15 protein-coding genes and 1 tRNA gene are annotated in these 25,983 nt (G+C 65.7%); 6 read left to right on the forward strand and 10 right to left on the reverse strand.

The features are described from left to right. Nucleotides 1-56: 56 nt before the first annotated feature. Both P0086_RS14660 and pbpC read left to right on the forward strand, forming a co-directional pair. Nucleotides 57-5,504, forward strand: a complete 5,448-nt coding sequence (locus P0086_RS14660; RefSeq protein ID WP_275786772.1) for an MG2 domain-containing protein — start codon at nucleotides 57-59, stop codon at nucleotides 5,502-5,504. Between the two features lie 38 nt (nucleotides 5,505-5,542). Then, nucleotides 5,543-7,603, forward strand: coding sequence for a penicillin-binding protein 1C (gene pbpC, locus P0086_RS14665; protein WP_275787001.1), 2,061 nt, complete (start codon nucleotides 5,543-5,545; stop codon nucleotides 7,601-7,603). 570 nt (nucleotides 7,604-8,173) lie between these two features. Here pbpC and P0086_RS14670 read toward each other — a convergent pair. The 4 genes from P0086_RS14670 to P0086_RS14685 form a co-directional block, all read right to left on the reverse strand. Then, nucleotides 8,174-10,162, reverse strand: a complete 1,989-nt coding sequence (locus tag P0086_RS14670; RefSeq protein ID WP_275786775.1) for an acetyl/propionyl/methylcrotonyl-CoA carboxylase subunit alpha — start codon at nucleotides 10,160-10,162, stop codon at nucleotides 8,174-8,176. Between the two features lie 94 nt (nucleotides 10,163-10,256). Next, nucleotides 10,257-10,640 (reverse strand): RidA family protein, encoded by a 384-nt coding sequence (locus P0086_RS14675; RefSeq protein ID WP_112593699.1) that lies wholly within the window; start codon nucleotides 10,638-10,640, stop codon nucleotides 10,257-10,259. A 22-nt stretch (nucleotides 10,641-10,662) separates the two neighbouring features. Next, a complete protein-coding gene (locus P0086_RS14680) occupies nucleotides 10,663-12,270 on the reverse strand; it encodes a carboxyl transferase domain-containing protein (RefSeq protein WP_275786778.1) in 1,608 nt (535 codons plus the stop codon). Beyond that, entirely contained in the window at nucleotides 12,270-13,418 is a 1,149-nt protein-coding gene (locus tag P0086_RS14685; RefSeq protein WP_275787005.1) for an isovaleryl-CoA dehydrogenase, read from the reverse strand. Before P0086_RS14685 ends, P0086_RS14680 begins: the two co-directional genes overlap by 1 nt. Before the next feature lie 346 nt (nucleotides 13,419-13,764). Between P0086_RS14685 and P0086_RS14690 the strand changes: the two genes are divergently transcribed. The 3 genes from P0086_RS14690 to P0086_RS14700 all read left to right on the forward strand — a co-directional run bounded on the left by P0086_RS14690 (nucleotide 13,765) and on the right by P0086_RS14700 (nucleotide 16,629). After that, nucleotides 13,765-13,839 (forward strand) — tRNA-Val (locus P0086_RS14690). A gap of 357 nt (nucleotides 13,840-14,196) precedes the next feature. Further along, entirely contained in the window at nucleotides 14,197-15,840 is a 1,644-nt protein-coding gene (locus P0086_RS14695; RefSeq protein WP_275786781.1) for an AIPR family protein, read from the forward strand. Between the two features lie 435 nt (nucleotides 15,841-16,275). Further along, nucleotides 16,276-16,629, forward strand: coding sequence for a hypothetical protein (locus P0086_RS14700; protein WP_275786784.1), 354 nt, complete (start codon nucleotides 16,276-16,278; stop codon nucleotides 16,627-16,629). Nucleotides 16,630-16,914: 285 nt separating this feature from the next. Here the strand turns inward: P0086_RS14700 and P0086_RS14705 are convergent, their stop codons facing one another. The 4 genes from P0086_RS14705 to P0086_RS14720 form a co-directional block, all read right to left on the reverse strand. After that, complete coding sequence (locus P0086_RS14705) at nucleotides 16,915-17,139, reverse strand: hypothetical protein (RefSeq protein WP_275786786.1); 225 nt, start codon at nucleotides 17,137-17,139, stop codon at nucleotides 16,915-16,917. 399 nt (nucleotides 17,140-17,538) lie between these two features. Next, on the reverse strand, nucleotides 17,539-18,780 hold the full coding sequence (locus P0086_RS14710) for an alpha/beta hydrolase (protein ID WP_112608582.1): 1,242 nt from the start codon (nucleotides 18,778-18,780) through the stop codon (nucleotides 17,539-17,541). A 273-nt stretch (nucleotides 18,781-19,053) separates the two neighbouring features. After that, nucleotides 19,054-20,202, reverse strand: coding sequence for a galactonate dehydratase (gene dgoD / locus P0086_RS14715; RefSeq protein ID WP_112608584.1), 1,149 nt, complete (start codon nucleotides 20,200-20,202; stop codon nucleotides 19,054-19,056). Nucleotides 20,203-20,255: 53 nt separating this feature from the next. Continuing rightward, on the reverse strand, nucleotides 20,256-21,029 hold the full coding sequence (locus P0086_RS14720; RefSeq protein WP_275786791.1) for a FadR/GntR family transcriptional regulator: 774 nt from the start codon (nucleotides 21,027-21,029) through the stop codon (nucleotides 20,256-20,258). 231 nt (nucleotides 21,030-21,260) lie between these two features. Between P0086_RS14720 and P0086_RS14725 the strand changes: the two genes are divergently transcribed. Continuing rightward, nucleotides 21,261-22,790: an altronate dehydratase family protein gene (locus P0086_RS14725; RefSeq protein ID WP_275786794.1), complete on the forward strand. Its 1,530-nt coding sequence runs from the start codon at nucleotides 21,261-21,263 to the stop codon at nucleotides 22,788-22,790. Nucleotides 22,791-22,926: 136 nt separating this feature from the next. Here the strand turns inward: P0086_RS14725 and P0086_RS14730 are convergent, their stop codons facing one another. Next, complete coding sequence (locus P0086_RS14730) at nucleotides 22,927-24,609, reverse strand: arylsulfatase (RefSeq protein WP_275786797.1); 1,683 nt, start codon at nucleotides 24,607-24,609, stop codon at nucleotides 22,927-22,929. A 283-nt stretch (nucleotides 24,610-24,892) separates the two neighbouring features. Then, complete coding sequence (locus P0086_RS14735) at nucleotides 24,893-25,903, reverse strand: GntR family transcriptional regulator (RefSeq protein WP_275786800.1); 1,011 nt, start codon at nucleotides 25,901-25,903, stop codon at nucleotides 24,893-24,895. Between the last annotated feature and the right edge of the window lie 80 nt (nucleotides 25,904-25,983).

Genomic DNA, 25,983 nt, shown 5'->3' on the forward strand with positions numbered 1-25,983 from the left:
GATGCTTCGAGAGTGTCCGGCGCCGGGGCCCGGTTTATCTTGGAGGACAAGGGTTTATGCGTGCGTTCATCGGTTTCTTCTGCGCCCTGATGTTCACCCTTGCGCCGGGCCTGCTGCCGGCACAGGCCGCCGAAACGCGGCGCACCGTCGTGACGACGGAAAACGCCGACTATTTCGGCTTCGACCTGCGCACCGTCCAGAACGTCACCCTCGACCAGTGCAAGAGCCAGTGCATCGACGACATGTCCTGCCGCGCCTTCACCTACAATCCCAAGGTGAAGTGGTGCTTCCTGAAGTCCGACTTCAACCAGCTGAACGGGTTCGAGGGGACGATCGCCGGCAAGATCGCGCTCACCGACGGCGAGGCCGACATCGGGGCGGCGCCACCGTTGCCCTTCATCTCCGACAGCCTGCAGCAGGAGGCGCGCGCGCTGCAGTCCAGCCTGTCGCTGCTCAACACGCAGGACGGACAGGGCGTCGAGAGCCTTGCCGCACTCGGCCGGATCGAAGCCTCCTCCGGCCGCTACCAGGAAGCGCTCGACGCCTACAAGGGCGCCCTGTCGCTGGCCCCGGACGACCGCTTCCTCTGGAACGAGATGGCGCAGACGGCAGCACAGGCCACCGACAATTCCTATCTTGCCGGGCAGGGCCCGCTTGCCGCGCTCAACGCCTACTGGCTGACGCGGACCACCTCCGCCAGGGCCGAGACGCTCGCCGTGCTCGCCGATACGCTGGACAAGTCCGGAAACTACCGGGCCGGCATCGACGCCTACAAGGCGAGCCTCGCGCTGGTCGAGGAGCCGACCGTGCGCGCCGCCTATCTCGATCTCAAGGCGCGACAGGGCTTCCGCGTCGTCCAGCACACCGTCGACAACGACAGCGTCAGCCCGCGCGCCTGCGTGCAGTTCTCCGAGCCGCTGGTGAAGTTCGGCACGGACTATGCGAGCTTCGTCACGCTCGACGGCGCCGCCCCCAAGGCCGTCGAGGCGAAGGACAACCAGATCTGCGTCGAGGGCCTGAACCACGGCCAGCGCTATCATCTCGCTCTCCGCCCCGGCCTGCCCTCCTCGGTCGACGAGAGCCTCGAGACGCCCGTCGAGCTCGACGTCTACGTCCAGGACCGCAGCGCCAGCGTCCGCTTCACCGGCGACAGCTTCGTGCTGCCGAGCACGGCCCGGCGCGGCATCCCGATCGTCTCCGTCAACACCGACAGCGCCGACCTGAAGCTCTACCGGGTCGGCGACCGCAGCATCGCTGCACTTCTCACCGGCTCGCAGTTCCTCACCCAGCTCGACGGCTACGGCGCCGGCCGCATCGAAAGCGAGATCGGCGAACTCGTCTGGCAGGGCCAGATCGAGATGCAGCGCGACCTGAACAAGGACGTCGTCACCTCCTTCCCCGTCGACGAGGCGCTGCCGGAGCGCAAGCCCGGCATCTACGTGCTGACGGCGGATGCTTCCAACGGGCCGAAGCGGGACTGGGACGCGAAGGCCACGCAGTGGTTCCTCGTCTCCGACATCGGGCTTTCCACCTTCGCCGGCACCGACGGGCTGCACGTCTTCGCCCGGTCGCTCGGCACGGCCGCGCCGCTCGAAGGCGTGGAGCTGCAGCTGCTGGCGAAGAACAACGAGATCCTCGGCACCGCCACCACCGACGCCGACGGTCGCGCCACCTTCACCGCCGGCCTGATCCGCGGCACGGCGGCGACGATGCCGGCCGTGCTCACCGCCCGCAACGGCAGCGCGGACTACGTCTTCCTCGACATGACCCGCGCCGGCTTCGATCTTTCGGATCGCGGCGTCACCGGCCGCGCCGCCCCCGGCGCGATCGACATCTTCGCCTGGACCGAGCGCGGCATCTACCGCGCCGGCGAGACGGTGCATGCCGCAGCGCTTGCGCGCGACATCGAGGCCAACGCCGTCGAAGGCCTGCCGCTGACCTTCGTCTTCACGCGGCCCGACGGCGTCGAGGACCGCCGCATCGTCAGCAACGACAGCCGCGCGGGCGGCCACGCGGTGGATTTCCCCGTCCAGGCGAACGCCATGCGCGGCACCTGGACGATGCAGATCTTTGCCGACCCGAAGGCGCCCTCGATCGGCGAGAAGACCTTCCTGGTCGACGACTTCGTGCCCGATCGCACCGAGTTCGACCTGACCAGCGAGGCGACCGACATCACAGCGGGCACCCCGGTCGCGATCGATGTCGACGGCCGCTACCTCTACGGCGCCCCCGCCGCCGGCCTTCAGATCGAGGGCGACGTCGCACTGAAGCCGACGCGGACGAGCGAGACCTTCAAGGGCTATGTCTTCGGGCTGGCCGACGAAGAGGCGATGGAGGAGAACCGCACGACGATCGAGGGGCTGGAGCCGCTCGACGAGGACGGCAAGGCGCGCTTCGAGGTCGATATCGCCGAGCGCCCGGCGACGACGCAGCTTCTGAACGCCGACATCACCGTCCGCATGAGCGAGGCCGGCGGCCGCGCCGTCGAGCGCTCGCTGACCCTGCCCGTGCGCGCCGACGGCCCGATGATCGGCATCCGCCCGACCGCGGACGGCGACGTGCCGGAGAATTCGATCGCCCGCTTCCATGTGATCGTCGCAGGGCCCGACGGCAACAGGCAGCCGATGTCCGGCCTCGTCTGGAAGCTGCTCAGCGTCGAGCGCGACTACCAGTGGTATCGCGACGGCTCCTCCTGGCGCTACGAGCCGATCCTGTCGACGAAGCAGCTCCAGGCGGGCACGATCGACGCGACCGCCGACGGCGCCGAGATCGCAGTCCCCGTGGGCTGGGGCCGCTACCGGCTGGAGGTCGAGACCGCCGCCGCCGACGGCCCGGCATCCAGCATCGAGTTCGACGCCGGCTGGTATGTCGAGGCGACCTCCACCGAGACGCCCGACGCGCTTGAGATCGCCCTCGACAAGGAGAGCTACAAGGTCGGCGAGACCGCGCGGCTCAAGGTCTCCTCCCGCTATGCCGGCGCGCTCCTGGTGACCGGCGGCACCGAGACCCTGATCTCCGTCAGCACCGCCGAGATCGGCGACGGCGGCGGCGAGGTCGAGATTCCCGTGACCGCCGACTGGGGCGCCGGCGCCTATGTCACGGCCACGCTCTACCGCCCCGGCGACGCGCAGGAAAGCCGCATGCCGATGCGCGCCATCGGCGTCAAATGGCTGAAGGTCGATCCGGCCGAGCGCAAGCTCGCGATCACCCTCGAGGCGCCGGAGAAGACGCTGCCGCGCCAGCCGCTCGACATCGCCGTCACCGTCGCCGGCGCCGGCGCCGGCGAGGACGCCTATGTCACGGTTGCGGCCGTCGACGTCGGCATCCTCAACCTGACCCGCTACGAGGCGCCCGATCCGGACGGCTGGTATTTCGGCCAGCGCCGCCTCGGGCTGGAGATCCGCGACCTCTACGGCCGGCTGATCGATGGCTCGCTCGGTGCCACGGGACGGCTGCGCACCGGTGGCGACGGCGGCCAGACGGCGCTGGAGGGCAGCCCGCCGACGCAGAAGCTCGTCGCCTTCTTCTCCGGTCCGGTGAAACTGGACGCGGACGGCAGGGCAAGGGTGTCCTTCGACATCCCGCAGTTCAACGGCACCACCCGCATCATGGCCGTCGCCTGGTCCAGGGCGGGGATCGGCCACGCCGAGCGGGACGTCATCATCCGCGACCCGGTCGTCATCACCGCCAGCCTGCCGAAGTTCCTGGCGCCGGGGGACCGCGCCAGTCTAAGGCTCGACATCGCCAATACCGACGCCCCGGCCGGCGACTACCAGCTCGCCGTCACCCACAATCCCGCCGTGATGGTCGAGCAGACGGGGGCCTCGCAGACCGTGCGGCTCGAAGCCGGCGGCAAGGCCGACCTGACCCTGCCGCTGATCGGCGGCGAGGTGGGCGACGGCATCGTCACCATCGCCCTTTCCGACGGCACCGGGCAGAGCTGGGAACAGTCGCTCGACATTCCCGTCCGCCCCGCCGCCCTGCCGATCACCACCCGGCGGGTGCTGGAGCTCGCCGCCGGCAGCAGCCTGACGATCGACGACCAGCTTTTGGCCGACAGCCTGCTCGGCAGTGCGTCCGTGGCGCTCAATGTCTCCCGCTCCTCGGCCTTCGACATCCCGGCGCTCCTGATGTCGCTCGACCGCTACCCCTATGGCTGCGCCGAGCAGACGACCAGCCGCGCACTGCCACTGCTCTATCTGAGCGAGCTGTCGAAGGATTCCGGCCTGCCCGACGACCCTGCAACGGGCAAGCGGGTGCAGGAGGCGATCTATCGGGTGTTGTCCTACCAGTCCTCCTCCGGCAGCTTCGGCCTCTGGGGACCGGGCTACGGCGACCTCTGGCTCGATTCCTACGTCACGGACTTCCTGACCCGGGCCCGCGAGCAAAAGTTCGACGTGCCGGAACAGGCGATGGTGCAGGCGCTGGACAATCTCCAGAACGCGCTGTCCTACGACAACAACGTCCAGGAGCGCGGCAACGAGATCGCCTATGCGCTCTACGTGCTCGCCCGCAACCGCAAGGCCGCGATCAGCGACCTGCGCTACTATGCCGACACGCGCCTTGCCGAATTCCCGACGCCGCTCGCCAAGGCGCATGTCGCAGCCGCCCTCGGCCTCTATGGCGATCAGCAGCGCTCCGGCCGGATCTTCGGCGAAGCGCTGCAGATGGCGGGCGACGTGACCAATGTCAGCCTGGCCCGGTCCGACTACGGCTCGGCGCTGCGCGATGGCGCCGCCGTGCTGGCGCTCGCCGCCGAGGCCCGCCCTGCCCCGGCGATCATCCCGGAACTGGCCCGGGTCGTCGCCGGCGAATGGGAGCGCAAGGCCTATACCAGCACCCAGGAACAGACCTGGATGCTGCTTGCCGCCCGCGCCATCCATGACCAGGACGCTTCCCTGAAACTCGAGGTGAACGGCGCCGGTCACGACGGCCGCTATGCCGCCCGCATGAGCGGCGAGGACCTGCTGAAGACGCCGATGACGATCGCCAATCGCGGCAACGAGCCCGTCTCGGCCGTGCTGACCACGGTCGCGGCCCCGGTCCAGCCGCTGCCGGCCGGCGGCGATGGCTTTACCATCGAGCGCAACTACTACACGCTCGACGGCGAGCCGGCCAACATCTCCGAGGCCCGCCAGAACGAACGCTACGTGGTCGTGCTGAAGGTGACCGAAAGCAATCGCTGGCGCTCGCGCGTGCTGGTCACCGACCTGCTGCCGGCAGGACTCGAGATCGACAATCCGAGCCTGGTCGACAGCGCCAGCCTCGCCAATTTCGAGTGGATCGGCGAGGTCGAGGCCGCCCATACCGAGTTCCGCAGCGACCGTTTCGTCGCCGCCTTCGACCGCTCCGGCTCGAGCAACGACGACATTACGCTCGCCTATGTCGTGCGCGCGGTGACGCCGGGCATCTACGACCACCCGGCCGCGAGCGTGGAAGACATGTATCGTCCGCAGTTCTCGGCACGGACCGCGACCGGTCGCATGCAGGTGCTGGCGGAATAGGAGGCGCGCGTCTCGTGTCACGCTTCCGCTTCGCGCTCTTGGCTCTCTTCGGCAATGCGGTGCTCTTAACCGCGCTGCTGCAGGGATTGAACCGCGCCGACGAAGCCTTTCCGCCGCCGATCGAACGGGCGACGGAAACCTCCCGCGAAGTGGTGGATGCCGACGGGCGCCTGCTCAGGGCCTTCGCGACCTCCGAAGGCCTCTGGCGGCTGCGGACGACGTCGGAAGACGTCGATCCGCAGTTCGTCCGGATGCTGCTCGCCTACGAGGACCAGCGCTTCTACGACCACAGGGGCATCGATCCGCTGGCGCTCCTGCGCGCTGCCGGCCAGTTCGTCGGCAATGGCCGCATCGTCTCCGGCGCCTCGACGCTGTCGATGCAGGTCGCCCGGCTGATCGAGCCGCGCGACGGCCGCTCGCTTCTGGCCAAGGTCCGGCAGATGGCCCGTGCCGTCCAGATCGAGCGACGGCTCGGCAAGGCCGAGATCCTCGACCTCTACCTCACCCACGCTCCCTATGGCGGCAACCTGGAAGGGGTGCGCGCGGCGAGCCTTTCCTATTTCGGCAAGGAGCCCAAACGGCTTTCGGTCGCCGAGGCCGCCCTGCTCGTCGCCCTGCCGCAGTTGCCCGAGCGCCGTCGGCCGGACCGCTTCCCGAAGGTCGCGGGCGCCGCGCGCGAGCGCGTACTCACCCGCATGGCCGTCTCCACCGTGATCGGCGAGGGCGAGGCCGAGCGGGCGGCAGCCGAAGCCGTCCCGAGGCGTCGCCTGCAACTGCCGGCGCTCGCCCCGCACCTTTCCGAGCTCGCCTTGCGCAGGGAACCGTCCCGCCAGCGCCACGAGACGACGATCCGCCGCGATGTCCAGCAGGCCCTGGAAGCGGTCGCCCGGAGTGCGGCGGCGCGTCTCGGACCGAAGCTCTCGGTCGCCATGGTCATGGCCGACGCCCGCACCGGCGCCATCGTCGGAGAGGTCGGCTCGGCCGACTATTTCGACGCCTCCCGCTCCGGCTGGATCGACATGACCCGCCAGATCCGCTCGCCCGGCTCGGCGCTGAAGCCCTTCATCTATGGCCTCGCCTTCGAGGAGGGGCTGGTGGCGCAGGAGACGATCGTCGAGGATCGCCCGGCCGACTTCTTCGGCTACCGGCCGCGCAATTTCGACATGAGCTACCAGGGCGACGTCAGCGTGCGCCAGGCGCTGCAACTGTCGCTCAACGTGCCGGCGGTGCGGCTGCTCGATGCGGTCGGACCGACCCGGCTGTCGGTTCGGCTGCGCCGCGCCGATGTCCGCCTGGCGCTGCCCGCAACCGAGGCGCCGGGGCTTGCCATCGCGCTCGGCGGCGCCGGCATCACGCTGCGCGATCTGGTCCAGCTCTATGCGGCGCTTGCAAACCAGGGCGCGGTCATCCGCCTCGGCAACGGTGTGGAGCGTCCGCCCGAGGTCGTCGCCGGTGATCCGCTGATCGATGCGGCCGCCGCCTGGAACGTCACCGACACGCTTTCGGCGGTGCTGCCGCCGCGCGGCAGCCGCAGGCTCGGCATCGCCTACAAGACCGGCACGAGCTACGGCTACCGCGACGCCTGGTCGGTCGGCTATGACGGCCGCCATGTCCTCGGCGTCTGGGTCGGCCGCGCCGACAATGCCGCCGTCCCCGGCCTGACGGGGTACGAATCCGCAGCCCCGATCCTGTTCGAGGCCTTCGCCAAATCCGGCATCGCCACAACCCCGATGCCAAAGGCGCCGCCCGGCGCGGTCCGCATCGCCCAGTCCGAACTCCCCGTCGGCCTGCGCCGTTTCGCTCGCACCGCCTCTGGCCTCGTCGCCGCCACCACCCGCGAACCGGCACCGCAGATCGTCTACCCGCCGGAAGGCGCCCATGTCGAACTCGGCGCCCGCGGAGGCAGCGCAGTCTCACCGCTGGCGCTCAAGCTGCAGGGCGGCCGCGCTCCCTTCCGTTGGCTCGCCAACGGCCGCATGCTCCCCGAAAGCTCCCGCCGCCGCACCACCCAATGGGTGCCCGACGGCGCCGGCTATTCGACGCTGACGGTGATCGACGCGGTGGGCCGGGCCGCGAGCGTACGGGTGTTCGTGGAGTAGGAGAGCGCTGCGTTTCCCGCCGTTCTCTGACGGCGACAGGATCAGGGGCATCTGCCCCTAACCCTCACCTTCACCCTGATCCTCTCCCTCCCCTCACCCTGGTCCTCTCCCGCCCCTCACCCTGACCCTCTCCCCGCAAGCGGGGAGAGGGGACGGAGACGTTGCGGCACCCGCCCTTCTCCCCGCCTGCGGGGAGAAGGTGCCGGCAGGCGGATGAGGGGCGGAACCGCCGCTTAAAGCAATGGCCTTGCAGCGTCATCCAGGAATTTCGCAGTGCCACCCAGGAAACAGAGCCGTCACAGCCCGCTCATGACGCCATTGCCGCGGTCCCCCTCTTCTCCCCATCGCGGAGACGTGCCGAACGACGTGAGGCGATGCGGCGGTCTTCGCCGCGTTTCCGCCGTCCCATGTGATGACAAGTTCGCCTGCGCGCCGCTTGCCGCTTGCCCCTCCCCTCACCCTCCCCCGCAAGCGACGAGAGGGAACGGAGGCGTTGCGGCACCCGCCCTTCTCCCCGCCTGCGGGGAGAAGGTGCCGGCAGGCGGATGAGGGGCGGGACCGCCGCCTCCCCTACTCCGGCTCCTCGGCCACGAGCCGCAGCAGCACCGCGCCTTCTGCGACCTGGTCGCCGGCGGCGACGGCCACCGCCTCCACCGTGCCGTCGCGCGGGGCGGCCAGCACCAGTTCCATCTTCATCGCCTCCATCGTCACCAGCGGATCGCCCTTGACCACGGCCGCGCCTTCCACCACCGAGACGAGACGCACCACGCCCGGCATCGGGGCCGCGAGCACATCGCCGCCGGCCTCCTCCTCGCCGTGCAGGCCCGCCATCTCCTCGGCGTGGAACACGTGGATTTCGCCATCGGCGAAGACGGTCGCCTGCAGCCCGTCGCGGACGATGGTCGCAGCCAGGCTGTGATTGCCGAAGTCCGCCAGGATTGCGCCGTCGCTCGCCGTCCCGCGCAAGGCGAGCGACATCCGCACATCGTCGATCGCGACATCGAAGCGGCCGCCCTCGCCGGCGGCGACGCGCACCTCCAGTTCCCGGCCCTCGTGCTCGAGGCGCACCGCCTGCCAGGACGGCCCCCACAGGCGGAAGCCGCGCAGACGGCCCCAGGGGTCGTCGCCGGTCGCGGGCTCGACCAGCCCCAGCGCGGCGATCGCCGCCAGCGCCTGCACCGGCAGGCCCGCCGGCGGATTGGGCAGCAGCGTCGCCGCCTCCCGGCCGATCAGCCCCGTGTCGACGTCGCCGGCCGAGAAATGCGGCTCCCGGCACAGCCGCCCGAGAAAGCCGGCATTGGTCGTCACGCCGGCGATCCGGCAGCGCGCCAGCGCGCCGGCGAGCCGGCCGAGCGCCTCGGTGCGGTCGGCGCCGTGGGCGATCACCTTGGCGATCATCGGATCGTAGAAGGCGGTGATCTCGTCGCCGGCGCGCACGCCGGAATCGATCCGGACGTCGCCGGGGACCTCGAACAGTGCCAGCCGCCCGGTCGAGGGCAGGAAGTCGCGCGCCGGGTTCTCCGCATAGAGCCGCGCCTCGAAGGCCCAGCCATCGATCGCAAGCTCGGCCTGCCGCTTCGGCAGCGGCTCGCCGGCGGCGACACGCAACTGCCATTCGACGAGGTCGAGCCCGGTGATCGCCTCGGTCACCGGATGCTCCACCTGCAGGCGGGTGTTCATCTCCATGAAGAAGAAGCGATCGGCCCTGAGCCCGTCGGAGACGTCGGCGATGAATTCCACCGTGCCGGCGCCGCTGTAGCCGATCGCCTGCGCCGCCCGCACCGCCGCCGTCCCCATCGCCTCGCGCATCTCCGCCGTCATGCCCGGCGCCGGCGCCTCCTCGATCACCTTCTGGTGGCGGCGCTGCGCCGAGCAGTCGCGCTCGAAGAGGTGGACGACGTTGCCGTGGCGGTCGCCGAACACCTGCACCTCGATGTGCCGCGGCTTGGCCATGTATTTCTCGACCAGCACGCGGCCGTCGCCGAACGAGGCCTCGGCCTCGCGCCGGGCGCTCGCCAGCGCTGCGGCGAAGTCGTTCGCGCGCTCCACCCGGCGCATGCCCTTGCCGCCGCCGCCGGCCCGCGCCTTGATAAGCACCGGATAGCCGATCGCATCCGCCTGCGCGGCAAGGAAGTCCGTCTCCTGGTTGTCGCCATGATAGCCCGGCACGACGGGCACGCCCGCCTGTTCCATCAGCGCCTTGGCGGCGTCCTTCAGCCCCATCGCCCGGATCGCGCTTGCGGAAGGGCCGATGAAGACGAGGCCGGCCGCCTCGACCGCCGCGACGAAGTCCGGGTTCTCGGAGAGGAAACCATAGCCCGGGTGCACCGCCTCCGCGCCGCTTCTCCTGCAGACGTCGATGATCGCGGCGATGTCGAGGTAGCTGCGCGCCGCCTCGGCCGGACCGAGGCGAAAGGCCTCGTCGGCCATCTGCACGTGCAGGGCCGCGCGGTCGGCGTCCGAATAGACCGCGACGGTCGCAATGCCGAGCTTGCGGGCCGTGCGGATGATCCGGCAGGCGATCTCGCCGCGGTTGGCAATGAGGATCTTTCTGAACATCGTCTCTCCCGGCTTGCCCGGTTGTTGCTGGTCCGATCAAATATGCCGGCCTCGGGCGGTCCGGGCCGGAAACACGCCTTCCAATTCAGGCCGCTCACTGGGCGGCGACGGCCTCGACCTCCAGCAGCCAGCGCTCGTCGAAGATGCCGCAGATCACCACCGTCATCGCCGGCGCCACGGCGCCGAGATACTCGCTGCGCAGTTCGCGGTTGGCCGTCGCATGCTGCCGGTCGGCCAGATAGGTCGTCAGCTTGACGATATTGGACTTGTCCATGCCGGCAGCCTTCAGCTGCGCGTCGACATTGCGCCAGACCTGCCGCGCCTGCGCCTCGAAACCCTCCGGCACCTTGTCGTCGGAATCGGCCGGGATCTGGCCGCTGACGAGCAGCAGCCTTTCGTACCCCTCGAGCTTCACCGCCTGCGAATAGCCCCCGTGCGGGTCCGGAGCATTCTTCGCATTGATGTTCTCCCGTTTCATGATCATCCTCCTGACGTTGGATCTACATGCGGAACAGGCCGAAGCGCGTGGCCTCGATCGGCGCGTTGAGCGCAGCGGAAAGGGACAGGCCGAGGACGTCGCGCGCCTTGCGCGGATCGACGATGCCGTCGTCCCAGAGCCTTGCCGAGGCGTAGAGCGGGTGGCTCTGCCGCTCGAACATCTCGATCGTCGGCCGCTTGAACTCGGTCTCCTCCTCGACCGACCAGGTAGCACCCGTGCGCTCGATCCCCTCCCGCCGCACCGTCGCCAGCACCCCGGCGGCCTGCTCGCCGCCCATCACCGCGATGCGGCTGTTCGGCCAGGTCCACAGGAAGCGCGGCGAATAGGCTCGTCCGCACATGCCGTAGTTGCCGGCGCCGTAGGAGCCGCCGATCAGCATGGTGATCTTCGGCACGCCGACGGTGGCCACCGCCGTCACCAGCTTGGCGCCGTGCTTGGCAATGCCGTCCGCCTCGTATTTCCGCCCCACCATGAAGCCGGTGATGTTCTGCAGGAACACCAGCGGAACGGAGCGCTGGCCGCAGAGCTCGATGAAATGCGCCCCCTTCAGCGCCGCCTCGGAGAACAGCACGCCGTTGTTGGCGACGATCCCGACCGGCATGCCGTGAACCGCCGCAAAGCCACAGACGAGCGTGGTGCCGTAACGCGCCTTGAACTCGTCGAAGCGCGAGCCGTCGACGATGCGGGCAATCACCTCGCGCACGTCATAGGGCACCTTGGTGTCGGCCGGCACGATGCCGAGGATCTCCTCCGGATCGTAGAGCGGCGCCTCGCCCGCGCCCTTGTGCGGCAAGGGCTGCTTGCGGCCGTTGAGGTTGGCGGCGATCCGCCGCGCCAGCGCCAGCGCGTGCCGGTCGTCGCGCGCCAGGTGATCGGCGACACCCGACAGTCGCGTATGCACGTCGCCGCCGCCGAGGTCTTCGGCGCTGACCACCTCGCCGGTCGCCGCCCTGACCAGCGGCGGGCCGGCGAGAAAGATCGTCCCCTGGTTCTGCACGATCACGGTCTCGTCGCTCATCGCCGGCACATAGGCTCCGCCGGCGGTGCAGCTGCCCATGACGACGGCGATCTGGGCGATGCCCTTCGAAGACATCTGCGCCTGGTTGTAGAAGATGCGGCCGAAATGATCCCTGTCGGGGAACACCTCGTCCTGGTTCGGCAGATTGGCGCCGCCGGAATCGACCAGATAGATGCAGGGCAATCGGTTCTGCTCGGCGATCTCCTGGGCACGCAGGTGCTTCTTCACCGTGATCGGATAGTAGGTCCCGCCCTTCACCGTCGCATCGTTGCACACGATCATGCATTCGAGCCCGGACACCCGGCCGATGCCGGCGATCAGGCCGCCGCCGGGCGAGGCGCCGCCATAGAGGCCGTGTCCCGCCGTCAGTCCGATTTCCAGAAAGGGCGAGCCGGGATCGATCAGTTGCGCCACCCGGTCGCGCGGCAGGAGCTTGCCGCGGCCGAGATGCCGCTCGCGCGCCTTAGGCCCGCCGCCCTCGAAGGACGAGGCAGCCGCCGCCTCCGCGGTCGCGATCGCCTCCAGCATCGCCGCCCGGTTGGCGGCGAAGGCGTCGGTGCGCGGGGAAATACCGGAGCGCAGCACCGCCATCACGTGGTCTCCTGGAAGATTTCCCGGCCGATCAGCATCCGGCGGATCTCGGAGGTGCCGGCGCCGATCTCGTAGAGCTTGGCATCGCGCAGCAGCCGCCCGGTCGTATAGTCGTTGATGTAGCCGTTGCCGCCGAGCGCCTGGATCGCCTGCAGCGCCGCCTGCGTCGCCTGCTCCGCCGCATAGAGGATGCAGCCGGCGGCATCCTTGCGGGTCGTCTCGCCGCGGTCGCAGGCCGCCGCCACCGCATAGACATAGGCGCGTGCGGAATTGAGCGCGACATACATGTCGGCGACCTTGCCCTGCATCAGCTGGAACTCGCCGATCGGCCGCTCGAACTGCCGCCGCTCGTGGATGTAGGGAACGACGACGTCGAGGCAGGCAGCCATGATTCCGAGCGGGCCGCCGGAGAGCACCACCCGCTCGTAGTCGAGGCCCGACATCAGCACGTTGACGCCGCGCCCCTCGCCGCCCATCACGTTTTCGGCCGGCACCTCGCAGTCGGCAAACACCAGTTCGCAGGTGTTGGAGCCGCGCATGCCGAGCTTGTCGAGCTTCTGGGCGGTCGAAAAGCCCTTGAAGCCCTTCTCCACCAGGAACGCGGTGATGCCGCGCGGCCCGGCCTCGGGATCGGTCTTGGCATAGACGACGAGCACGTCCGCGTCGGGCCCGTTGGTGATCCACATCTTGCTGCCGTTCAGGATGTAACGGTCGCCGCGCTTTTCGGCCCGCAGCTTCATCGAGACGACGTCGGAACCCGCACCGGGTTCGGACATCGCGAGCGCACCCACATGCTCGCCGGAGATCAGCTTCGGCAGGTACGCCTCGCGCTGTGCGTCCGAGCCGTTGCGCTTGATCTGGTTGACGCACAGGTTGGAGTGGGCGCCATAGGACAGGCCGACGGATGCCGAGGCCCGGCTGATCTCCTCCATCGCCACGCAATGGGCGACATAGCCCATGCCGGCCCCGCCATAGTCCTCCGGCGCGGTGATGCCGAGCAGGCCGAGGTCTCCGAGCTCGCGCCAGAGCGGCATGGGAAAGGCATTGTCACGATCGATCTCGGCTGCGATCGGCGCGATGCGCTCGGCGGCGAAGCGGCGCACGGTGTCGCGCAGCGCGTCGATGTCCTCGCCGAGCCCGAATTGCATTCCGGCTGTGTACATTCTCATTCCTCCCGCAGCGTCACCCGTTTCCCCCGGCGGCCTTGCCTTTCCGCGGGGACGGGGTTCGCGACAGCGCCGCAACAGGTTCATACCCTGTCGACGGCACGTTCCTCCAAAGATCCACAGGCGCTCCTCCCCGAGCGCCAATATCAGACATAGGGTGCCATTTTCTCGTGGGGAGAGCGATCCCCATTTTATCCCCAGCCCTTTTCGCCGCCCCGATCCCGGCGAAATCGGGGCTCCGAAAGCGGTAGCGAAGGACGGTGAAAAAAGCTTCACAAAACCTATTGACGCCGATCGGGCATTTGTGGTCTATGCGCCCACATCGGATGGGCGTGTAGCTCAGCGGGAGAGCACTACGTTGACATCGTAGGGGTCACAAGTTCGATCCTTGTCACGCCCACCATCCTAATTAGCTGAAAAGCCAAGGGCTTAGCGAAAATCATCGCTAAGCCCTTTTTCGTTTCTGGTGCCAGATGGTGCCAAGTTCGGACAGTCGAGATCGTCACGCATAAGCCGGTGCCGAAAGGTTGGCACAAAGGTACTCATCGACACTCAGGCAGCACGCCCACCGGACGCTCTCACCTTGGACAGATCGAAGATAACCGCTCGATGATCTTCCGGTGTCGTGTGCACGTACACCTTGTTGGTGACAGGCGATGGGGCACAAGAACGGCGTCCACGATAAGCTCGGCGCCTCCTTCCTGATTGCAGAAGGAGGGCTGCATCTGTAGGAGTAAGGAACAAAACGCAGGAGATTTGAATGGCAACGCTTATCGACTTCAGTACGGTTTCTCATAAGGTCGAAGAGTGGCTTAGCCCTGAGTTGGATATTGACACTGCCAGCAAGGCGTTCATGCCTCTTATGGTCCAATCAATTCTCGACATCAGCGAAGAGGAAGCTTACGACGCGATCACTGATGGCGGTCAAGATCGCGGCGTAGATGCAATTTACGTCGATGAAAGAGAGGGAAAAAACATCATCCATCTCTTTCAATTCAAATATGTGTCCGATTTTGCCAAGTCAAAGTCGAATTTCCCGTCAGGAGAGATCGACAAAATCCTTTCTTTTCTGGCCGACCTTCTGGATCAGGACGAGCAGCTAAGCAAAAGCTGCAATCCCATCCTATTTGAAAAAGTCAAAGAGGCTTGGCAAGCCCTCAATAAAAAATCTCCCTCAATCGAAATACACTTCTGCTCAAACACAGCCTCCATGATCGCGGATGAAAAGAAAAGACTAAGAAAAGCCCTCGAGAAATACAATGGCGTTGCTGAGCAACATTATGGCCTTGACGAAATCATCGACCTATTCATATCGTCGAAAAAGAGACATATTGATTGCGAGCTAAAAATTATTGACAAGGATTATTACGAGAGAACCGACGGAAACGTAAGAGCTTTAATTTGCAGCATTGACGCGGGAGAACTTGTAAAAATCCTTCGCGACCCCGAAGACAATAATAAGGTATACAGGCCAATATTTGACGAAAACGTCAGAATTTACCTATCAAGCAAAAATGCGATCAATAAAGAAATCATTTCGACGGCTTTGTCGGATCAGAGACATCTGTTTTGGTATCTCAATAATGGGCTTACGATCACTTGTTCATCATTCTCGTATGTGAAAGGTGGCCGGGCACCCGTCGTTTCTCTCAAAGACATTCAGATTGTAAACGGCGGGCAAACCTCTAACGCGCTTTTTGAAGCATACCGACAAGACCCTGAGCGGGTGGGTGACGTTCTGATATTGGTGCGAATTATCGAAGCCAAAGAGCAATCTGTCGGCACGAAAGTGTCTGAGACAACCAACAGCCAGACCCCCATTAAAAGCCGCGACCTACGAGCTAATTCGTTAATTCAACATAAAATTGAGCAGGCTCTTCTCGCTAAAGGCTATTTTTACGAGAGGAAAACCAATCAGTTTTCTGACAAGCCGAAAGAGCAGCGAATAGATGCACAGAGCGCGGGGCAAGCTTACCTCGCGTACGCTCTGGACATGCCAGAGGTAGCTAAAAAAGATCGAGGACGCATATTCGGCGACCTCTTCGACACCGTGTTTTCAGATGACCTTCTGCCAGAAAATCTTCTGATCCCTCTAAAAGTTCTTCGAAAAATTGACCACGCAAAAAAGGAGGTGCAGCGGAAGTTGAGGAAGGGAGAGTTTTTAGACCCGCATGACATGTTCATCATAGACGGTGCGTACCACGTCCTTTTCGCAGTAAGGCGCCTTTGTGTACGAGACGGTTTGGATGAATTTGATGAAAGTGCCCTCGACAAGGTCGATGAAGCGATAGACATTGTCCGAAAATGCGTCAAGGCGAACGCATCAGACACTTTCTCTTCTAACCGCTTTTTCAAAGATAGTGGGACAAGAACCAAGATCGAAACTCAGATCACTACCGGATGAAATCACCGGGCTTGCAGTGTTTCAGCAGCGACCTATCGTTGGTGCCAGATGGTGCCAACGCTGCCTACAAGTGAAGTGGTAATCAGTCACAAATCAGCACCAAACGACCAGCTGGCGCTATCAAAGACAATGTATCGACACCGCCTAACCCACCGGAAACGTTGAGCTATTTTTGAGGGTGAAAGCGCGAGCAACGCTCCTCGCTAAATTGACATCGTAGGGGGTTACAAGTTCGATCCTTGTCACGCCCACCATTCGAATTCAGGCAGGGCCTTCCGGGAAACCGGAAGGCCTTTTGCTTTGTAGGGCCTTGCGGTTGCGGCCGCCGGATCCGATTGCGGCGAATGCCGAAGTGGACTATCTCAGGCATGCGCGAGGCAGGCCCGAATTGCGGCCCCTCGCCAGATCCGGCAACGCGCAGCGGAACACGACACCTTGAAGCCCGGCCCGAAAAGCAACCGCCCGCACGAGCAGTTTCACCTGGAAATGCTGGCGCTCTACGACGCCTGCGCCAAACTCGGCTTCCGGCCCGTGCTGTTCCGGCGCTACGTCATCATGAACGGCGGCGTGGCGGCGGCCAAGGAACTCGTCTTCAAGCCCGGAACGACCGGCCTCGAGCGCCTGATCGATCTCGGCAGGACCGAAATCTCCATGGAGGCGACGATGCTGCGGAGCGAGTTCCAGCCCCTGTTCACCCCGGGCGAACTGAAGGAAGCCCGCGACAGGCTTGCAAACGTGAACCGCTCCCGTTCGCGCGGCCGCCTGGCCGCACAGCCGACGGAGCGCTAGCCCGGGGCTGCACCCGCACAGGCGGCGCATTTCGGCAGGCCTCGGCCCGAAACGCAGGAACGCGGCCCGCAGCCCGCTACACGGAGCGACGATGGAACCGGACGATCAATCCGGGAACTATGCGAAGGACGGAGACCATGGCGTCGACGCAAAGGACGCAATACCGTTCGATTGCGTCGAACGCCATGAAATGGAAAAACCGATTTCTGCCGATGTCAGAAACACCCCTCGGGATCCCCGATCCCGCCTCGCCCCGACGAAGAGATCGCGGGGAAGCCGGCCGCCTCAGGCGTGGAGGCGGCTGCGCGCAATCGTCGGGCCCTGCAGGCCGACAAGGGCGTCGTCGCGCCCCTGAAGACGGGCCTCGGCCACAATGACCGCAATGGTTTCGGTAATGATACGCGAGCAATCCGGCGACATCGCCGGAAGCAAGAATCTCGGGTCACTTGCCTGCATCTTCGCTAGGGTACTGCCAAGCAGCGCCCCCCATTCCTCCGGCGTTCGAGCCATGGAATTCCCCTTTGAAGCGTGACTGAAGTGGCTGGTATTTGAATTTGTGAGCATATAAACACAACTACACACAGATTTCCACACAAATGTGGGAAGTTAACAAGAATAAATCACAAGGGTTGGACGTCTCACCTTTTGGCTCCCGATCCCAGGCCGGCCTCTCGTGCCGCGACGATGGCGCGCGTCCGGAAAGGCGGCAGGAAAACCGCCGAACTGACGTCATTTCTTTCAAAAATTATTCGTAAAAACAATTGATTGACACCGAGGCAATGGCACGGCCGACGGTGGCGGCGCGCGGCCGGCGCTCCGAAAACAGGAACGCAAACAAACCCACATGAACGAGACTTTAAGTGGAATTTGTCGCCTGAATGAGGGAAGTCGTGGGTTTCGGCGGACCCGTCACTGCGCCTGCTGGGCGGGCTGCTGCGCCTGATCGTCGAATTCCAGCGCCGGATCGACCTTGCCGCTCAGCTTGTCCTCCGCCGGCGCCATGGTCAGGAGATCGATCGGTGTCGCGACCGTCGTCGCCGCGATCCGGCCGATACCGCCTGCCGTGCCGGCGACGATGGCGGTGATGCCTTCGCCGAGCGTCACATCGGAATCCGTCAGGGTCTGGCCGTTGACCAGCCGCTCGCCAATCAGTTGGACGATCTGCGGGCTTTCGGCGAACTTGCCATGCGCCAGCCGGTCGCCGGTCTTCACGTTCGTCAGATCGACCACGGTGATCCCCGCCTTCTCGAACTGGCTGCGATAGGGCTCCTCGGCGGCGTTGATCTGGCCGAGGCGCTGCACATCGCCCGAAATGAAGCGGGACAGCGCCAGCGCCTTGTCGTCCTGCGAGACGAAGATGGTGAAGTTCGGCTTGTGCGTGCCGAGCTCCGACCACTGGCGGGCGAACACGTCGATGTCGAGGTCGGGCGAAGCAAGCACGACGTTTTCGATCTTCGGCGCGACCCGGCCGTCGCGGATCGCCATCTGGCGCAGGGCCTCCATCGCCAGCCACGTCCCCATCGAGTGGGCCAGGATGGTGATGTCGGTGACGCCCTTTTCCTTCTGAAGCGCCTGCAGCAGCCGCTCCAGGCCGCTGCGGGAATAGTTGGTGCTTTCCTTGTCGTAGTTGTAGTCGAGCAGCTTCGCCCGCGACGGCCAGGTGAACAGCACCGGCGTCACCTGCGCGTCCGAATCGTGGACGATCTGGGCAAAGCGGAAGACGGCGTCTTCGTAGCGGTTGTTGAAGCCGTGCACGAACACCATCACATGGCCGTTCTTGTTGTGCACCCGGAACCAATCCTGGCCGCTTTCGATCGAGGCCAGTTGCTCGACCCGCAGGACCGAGAAATCCGTCTCCGGGTTCGGCGGCAGCTTCTTCGGCCACTGCACCATGCCCGGCTTGCGGTTCTTCTCGGGCGGAATGGAAACGGTAATGTCGGTCAGATAGGGACGGGCGCTGCGCTCGCCGGAAAAGAGCGTGTTCGGATCGCCGGACGGCGTCCGCGTCGTGGCCACGAGCATGTCGACCGTGGACGCCCCGGGAACCGCCGCCGTCTCCGTGAGCGGCGCCATGTAGCCCTTCTTGCCGCCGCATGCGGCAAGCGCCGCCGAGAGCGTCAGGACAATCGCGATACGCAAGACACTCCGCATTCCCGACACACCCAATGACCATGCCGCGCGATGCGGCTCCCCCGAAGGCACGTCCGCCGTCCCGGGCGGGCGTGCAATTCTTAAGCATTGTTTAATGGTCAAAGGAGAGGCAGGCAATCGATTATCGCCCCGGGACCTCGCCGCAAGCGACAGGAGCTCGCAATCTGCGGCGCTTCGGACACATGACACGCCGATGCCCCGGCGCCCGAAGATCGCCGTTCCGGAGAGGCCGGCGCGCCGGCCCCGCGGCGCGTGCAAGCGGACCGATCGGGCCTACCACTCCGCGACGCTGCCGTCGGCATGGCGCCAGACGGGGTTGCGCCAGCGGTGTCCCTCTTTGGCCCGCTCGATCACATAGGCTTCGTCCACCTCGACCCCCAGTCCCGGTCCCTGCGGGATCGAGACGAAGCCGTCCTCGTAGTGGAAGACCTCCTTGTTGGCGATGTAGTCGAGGATGTCGTTGCCCTGGTTGTAGTGGATGCCGAGGCTCTGTTCCTGGATGAAGGCATTGTAGGACACCGCATCGACCTGCAGGCAGGCGGCGAGCGCGATCGGCCCGAGCGGGCAATGCGGCGCGAGCGCCACGTCATAGGCTTCCGCCATGGCGGCGATCTTGCGGCATTCGGTGATGCCGCCGGCATGCGACAGGTCCGGCTGGATGATGTCGACATAGCCGTCCGACAGCACCGACTTGAAGTCCCAGCGCGAATAGAGGCGTTCGCCGAGCGCGATCGGCGTCGAGCAGTGGTTGGCGATCTCCTTCAGCGTCTCGCGGTTCTCCGAGAGCACCGGCTCCTCGATGAACATCAGCTTGTAGGGCTCGAGCTCCCTGGCGAGCACCTTGGCCATCGGCTTGTGGACGCGGCCGTGGAAATCCACCCCGATGCCGATATGCGGGCCGATCGCCTCGCGGATCGTCGCGATCGTCTCGACCGCCTTCTCCACCTTCTCGTTGGTGTCGACGATCTGCATCTCCTCGCAGCCGTTCAGCTTGATCGCCTTGAAGCCGCGGGCGACCACCTCCTTCGCGTTGCGCGCGACGTCGGAGGGGCGGTCGCCGCCGATCCAGGAATAGACCTTGATCTTGTCGCGGCACTGGCCGCCGAGCAACTGGTGCACCGGTTGGCCATAGGCCTTGCCCTTGATGTCCCAGAGCGCCTGGTCGATGCCGGCCAGCGCCGACATGTGGATCGCGCCGCCGCGATAGAACCCGCCGCGATACATCACCTGCCAGTGATCCTCGATCAGCATCGGGTCCTTGCCGATCAGGTAGTCGGCCAGTTCGTGCACGGCCGCCTCGACGGTGAGCGCCCGGCCCTCGACGACCGGTTCGCCCCAGCCGACGATGCCCTCGTCGGTCTCGACCTTGAGAAACAGCCAGCGCGGCGGCACGACATAGGTGGTGAGCTTGGTGATCTTCATGGGAATGGTCCGCTCGATGGGGAGGAAGAGGTGTGGTGAGCCGGTGCGGCCGTTCAGGACGCCTCGGCATCCGGCCGGCGGCCGCGCATGGCGGGCGCCAGGTCCCGCACGGCCGTGTCCAGCATCCGGTGCGAGGCGGCGCGCGCCGCCGCCTTGTCGCGCAGCCGCAGCGCCTCGACGAGGTCCCTGTGGATGCCGAGCGCCTCGTCGCGATGGTCGAGCGCCTCGTTGGAGCGGTACAGCGAATACATCAGCGCCGCATGGATGATGGAGGAGAGCTGGCGGAAGACCTGGTTGTGGCTCGCCTTCAGCAGGATCTCGTGAAACTGGACGTCGGCGCGCGTGAAGGCTTCGGTGTCGGCGCCGGCGTCGCGCATCCGCGTCCAGGCGGCCTCCAGATCGGCGATCTCCTGCACGCTCGCCCGTTCCGCGGCGAACTCGGCGGCCACCGGCTCGACCGTGCGGCGCGTCTCCAGGATGCAGCCGAGCAGGTCGAGATCCTGGATCCGCGGCCCCATCCATTCGAGGATCTGCGGGTCCAGCAGGTTCCATTCCGCCTTGTCGCAGACCACGGTGCCGACGCGCGGGCGGCTGTGCACCAGCCCCTTGGTGGCGAGGATCTTCAGCGATTCCCGGACCACGGTCCGGCTCACGCCGTAGAGTTCGCAAAGGTCGCTTTCCTTCGGCAGCGCCGTGCCGACCGGGTAGCGCTCGGAGCAGATGTCGAGGCCGAGCGCCGTCGTCACGTTCTTCTGCACCCGCGGCCTGCGGGCCGGTGGTGCATCCTTGCCGCCGGCTTCCGGCGCACGCCCTGTTGCAGTATTCACGTCCACCTTGCCTCCCCCGACGCAGTTCGCACCACCATCGATCCCGCGCGGCTTCGGTGTCAACAGAATTTTGTCGGACTTAATCGAAAAATAGTATGACTAAAGCGGAAGGGCTTGCACGGGCGATCATGCGCCGGCGAACGACCCATCCTAGCAGACGCCGGACCGTCATCAATTGACTTTTGCCGACATTGTGCATAACTCCACGGACCATTGCCGCAGGAGCCTGCCATGCTTGCCGAGATCCCCGCAGTCCTCGTCCTCAACCCGAAAGACAATGTCGGCGTCGTCCCCGCCAATTGCGACGCCGGCCGGGCGCTCGTGAACGGCGTCGTCGCCGCCGAACGCATCCCGCGTGGCCACAAGGTGGCGATCGCGCCGATCGCCGAGGGCACGCCGGTTCTGAAATACGGCCAGATCATCGGCTATGCGACGCGGGCGATCATGCCGGGCGAGCACGTCCACCTACAGAATCTCGCGATCCTCGACGTGGCGCTGAAGCACGAATTCTGCGTCGACAACGCTCCGCCGGTGATGGTGCCGGAGGCCGAGCGCCGCACCTTCGACGGCTACGACCGCGGCAACGGCCGCATCGGCACGCGCAACTACATCGGCATCCTCTCCACCGTGAACTGTTCCGCCACGGTCTCGCGCTACGTCGCCGAGCACTATGCCCGCAAATTCCGCGAGACCGGCCACGACAACATCGACGGCGTCGTGGCACTGACCTATGGCGGCGGCTGCGCGCTGAACCTGAAGTCCGAGGGCGGCCGCATCCTCACCCGCACCTTCAAGGGCTATGCGAGAAACCCGAACTTCGGCGGCATCCTGATGATCGGTCTCGGCTGCGAGACCTTCCAGTACGGCCCCCTGGTCGAGGAGGCGGGGCTCGAGGAGGGCAAGACCTTCCGCACGATGATGATCCAGAACCAGGGCGGCACCCGCAAGACGATCGAGGCTGCCTGCGAGATGATCGACGACATGCTGCCGGACGTCGGCCGCATCCGCCGCACCCCCCAGCCGCTCTCCGGCATCCGGCTGGCGCTCGAATGCGGCGGCTCGGACGGCTATTCCGGCATCTCCGCCAACCCGGCGCTCGGCATCGCCTCCGACCTGCTCGTCAAGGAGGGGGCGACGACCGTGCTGTCGGAAACGCCGGAGATCTACGGCGCCGAGCACCTGCTCACCCGCCGCGCCGCCCGTCCGGACGTTGCCGAGAAGCTCCTGTCGCGCATCGACTGGTGGCGCGAATACACGGCGAAGAACGACGCCGAACTGAACAACAACCCCTCGCACGGCAACAAGGCCGGCGGGCTGACGACGATCCTGGAAAAGTCGCTCGGCGCCGTCGCCAAGGGCGGCTCGATGCCGCTGAACGCCGTCTACGAATATGCCGAGGAAGTGACCGAAAGCGGCTTCGTCTTCATGGACACGCCCGGCTACGACCCCGCCGCCGTCACCGGCCAGATCGCCGGCGGCTGCAACCTCGTGGCGTTCACCACCGGCCGCGGCTCCGTCTCCGGCTACAAGCCCGCCCCCTGCATCAAGATCGCCACCAACACGCCGATGTACGAGCACATCAAGGACGACATGGACATCAACTGCGGCACCATCGTCAACGGCACCGAGACGATCGAACAGGCCGGCCGCCGCATCTTCGACTTCGTCATCGAGACGGCCTCGGGGAAGAAGACCGCGAGCGAGGCCTTCGACTACGGCGACAACGAGTTCGTGCCGTGGCAGGTGGGGGCGATTACGTGAGGGGCGAGATCTGCTGTCCGCAGCGCAACCCGCTCTAAGATGAGGTCCACCCGGGAGCGGCGGCGCAAGCAGCTCCCGGGCCGTGTTCGCCGAAGCGCATCACAACCTTGCGAAATCGCTTCGTGCGCAAGATGCCCTAGTTCCCGGGCCTGTTCTTGATCGCGGCGTCGATCTGCTTCTTGACGGCGTCAAGATTGAAGGACGCCGGGTCCTGCATCGGCGGGTAGTCGATCGCCGTCATCGCCAGCTTCGCGACTTCCTGCTGCACGCTCACGAACCGCCAGAATTCGCGCGCGTAGAAATCGTTCATGTAGCCGCCGCCGAGATCGTTGAGGCTCTGCTGCCCGATCGACGGGGTGCGCTCGAAGGGATCCTGCCGGATGTTGATCATGGTCGGCATGTCCGTCGTCAGCTTCGCGCCGGGCCAACCCTGCGGCTGCTGGTAGAACTGGAACTTGAAATTGTCGATCCTGACGGCCCCGAGCTGCGGACCGCCGAAGTAGAAGAACTCGTGCCGTGCCGAAGGCCCCTTGCCCGTCAGCAGGTCCATCTGGTTATAGCCGTCCAGATGGTTCTTGTAGGTGCGGTCGCCCAGCTGCACGCCCTTCAGCAACTGATCGGTGATGTCAGGATTTCCGGCGGCTGCCGTCAGCGTCGGGAACCAGTCGAGCGCAGAAAAGACACCGTTCTCGACCGAGCCCGGCCTGACCTTCCCCGGCCAGCGGATGATCGCCGGGGCCCGGAAACCGCCCTCCATGACCGTGCCCTTGGTGCCCTTGAACGGCGTCATTCCCCCGTCCGGCCAGGTGAACACCTCCGCGCCGTTGTCGGTCGTGAAGATGACGATCGTGCTGTCGGTCACGCCCGCATCCTCCACGCATTTCAGGATGGCACCGACGCTGTCGTCGAGCTGTGCCATGCCGGCCTCCTCGAGACCGTAGTTGGTCTCGCTGTTCATCATCGCCTGGTACTTGGGCGAAAGGAACGTCCAGACGTGCATGCGTGTCGTGTTGTGCCAGACGAAGAACGGCTTTCCGTCCGTCTTCGCCTTGTCCATGAAGTCGCAAGAGGCCTTCACCAGCACCTCGTCGAACGTGCCCATGTCGTATTTCGCCTTAGGCATGATGTCGTGCATGTTCGGAACGTCGGTCATGTCCGGATAGGGCGCCAGCGGCCCCTCGTCGATGATCCGCTGCTTGCCGATCTTGCCCCAGCGCGGCTGCTCGGTCGTGTCGTCCGTATCGATGGCAAAGGTGTGGAGCAGGTTTCTCGGGCCAACCTTGTCACGATAGGACTGGTCGTTCGGGAACGAGTACCAGTAGGGATCAGACATCGCGTCGAGGTGATAGAGGTACCCGAAGAACTCGTCGAAGCCATGGAGCGTCGGCAGGTATTTGTTGAGATCGCCGAGATGGTTCTTGCCGAACTGTCCGGTGGCATAGCCCTGCGCCTTCAAGGCCGTCGCTAGCGTCGCGGCCTTGTCGGGCATGCCGACATCCGCACCCGCCTGCCCGACCGTCGTCAGCCCTGTCCGGAGCGGTATCTCCCCGGTGATGAAGCTCGCGCGGCCAGCCGTGCAACTGGCCTCGGCGTAGTAGTCGGTGAACATCATGCCCTCCGCCGCGAGGCGGTCGAGGTTGGGCGTCTTTCCGGACATGATGCCCCGGTGATAGGCGCCGATGTTGAACCATCCCACATCGTCGCCCATGATCACGAGGATGTTCGGCTTCGGTTCTTGCGCAGCGACAGGCGCGGCGGCCACCGTTGCCGCAAGGGTCGATGATAGCAGCCCGACACATAGTTTTTGCAGGATATTCATGGTCCATGCTCCCTCTCTGAGCTATCAAGACAAAGGAAAATGAAGCCGATACGTCCGCCGGAGCTTGACCCCAGCGCAGACGTCATCCGACAATGTAGCTTGCCAAATATCCGGAAACACCTCGGCGCGAATCCGCCGAAATGCTTACTGCGTTAAGAAGTAGAATCCCTCATCGCGACAATAATTTTATCGCACGGCTCTTATACCACACCGAATACTTTCCGTCAGCGCTGTTTCAGCACGACAGAAGCATGGCGACCGGCGGTTCGATACGCTTTTACGGCTACCCCAACGCCCCTGCATACGCCGGCATCGCAGCCTTGTGCGTTCGACGAAACGCCTCCACCCGACCGATCACCTTCGGCAGCGAGATCGCGATGTGGTGGCGCAATGCCTCCGCCGCGCCGTCGGCGTCCCCGGCCTCCAGCGCGGCGAACACCGTCAGGTGCTCGGCGATGAACGGCTCGTCCTTCGGCATCTCGTGCGAGACGCCCATGATGTGCTTCGAGACGTTGAGCATGAAGCGGGCGCGGCGCAGCGCGATCAGGATCTCGCGGTTGGGGCAGTGGGCCAGAAGGGTGATGTGCAGGTCGGTCTCCATGCCGTCCATCTCCTCGATCGAGAGGTCGGGATAGCCGGCGAGCGCGCGTTTCAGACGCGCCGTCATCGCCGCGCGCTCGCCGTCCGGCATGAAGGGAAAGGCCTGTTTCAGCGCCACCGGCTCCAGCGCCACGCGGATGTCGTGCAGGTCGCGCATGCGCTTCTCGTCGAGCGGCACCACCGTCCAGCGCATCCGCTCGTCCTTCTCGACGATGCCGAGGCTTTCGAGCCGGGTCAGCGCGTCGCGCGCCACCTGCCGGCCGACGCCCCTGGCGCGCGCCAGCTCCACCTCGTTGATGCGGTGGCGGCCGAAGACGGAGAGGTGTACCATTTCCCGCTCCAGCCCCTCGTAGATCGTCTCCCAGCCCGGTGCCTTGCGCAGCGCCTGCGCCGCGCCGCCGTCCCCGAACATTTCCGCCGAAAGCGCGATCCTGAGCGGCTCGCCCCGGCCGGGGCCGACCACGAAGCCGCGGCCCTCGAAGCGGCGCAGGACGCCGGCCGCTTCCAGGAGCGCAAAGGCCTGGCGCACCGGGGTGCGGGTCGAGGCGAAGATGGCGGCCACGTGGCCTTCGAGCAGGAGCGCGCCCTTCGGCAGCCGGCCCGCCGCGATCGCCTCTTCGAGCGCATCGCGGATGCGCAGGTAGAGCGGCGCCGTTTCCGCCGCCTCCGTCTTGTCCGCCCGATCCTTCGCCATCACCCTTCCCGTGCCCGATAAAGCCGGACAGTCTCACAATTGCATCCTGTCGACAACGGTCATTGCTGCAGGGCAACGCG

The organism is Mycoplana sp. MJR14 (assembly GCF_029210525.1).
Classification (GTDB): domain Bacteria; phylum Pseudomonadota; class Alphaproteobacteria; order Rhizobiales; family Rhizobiaceae; genus Mycoplana.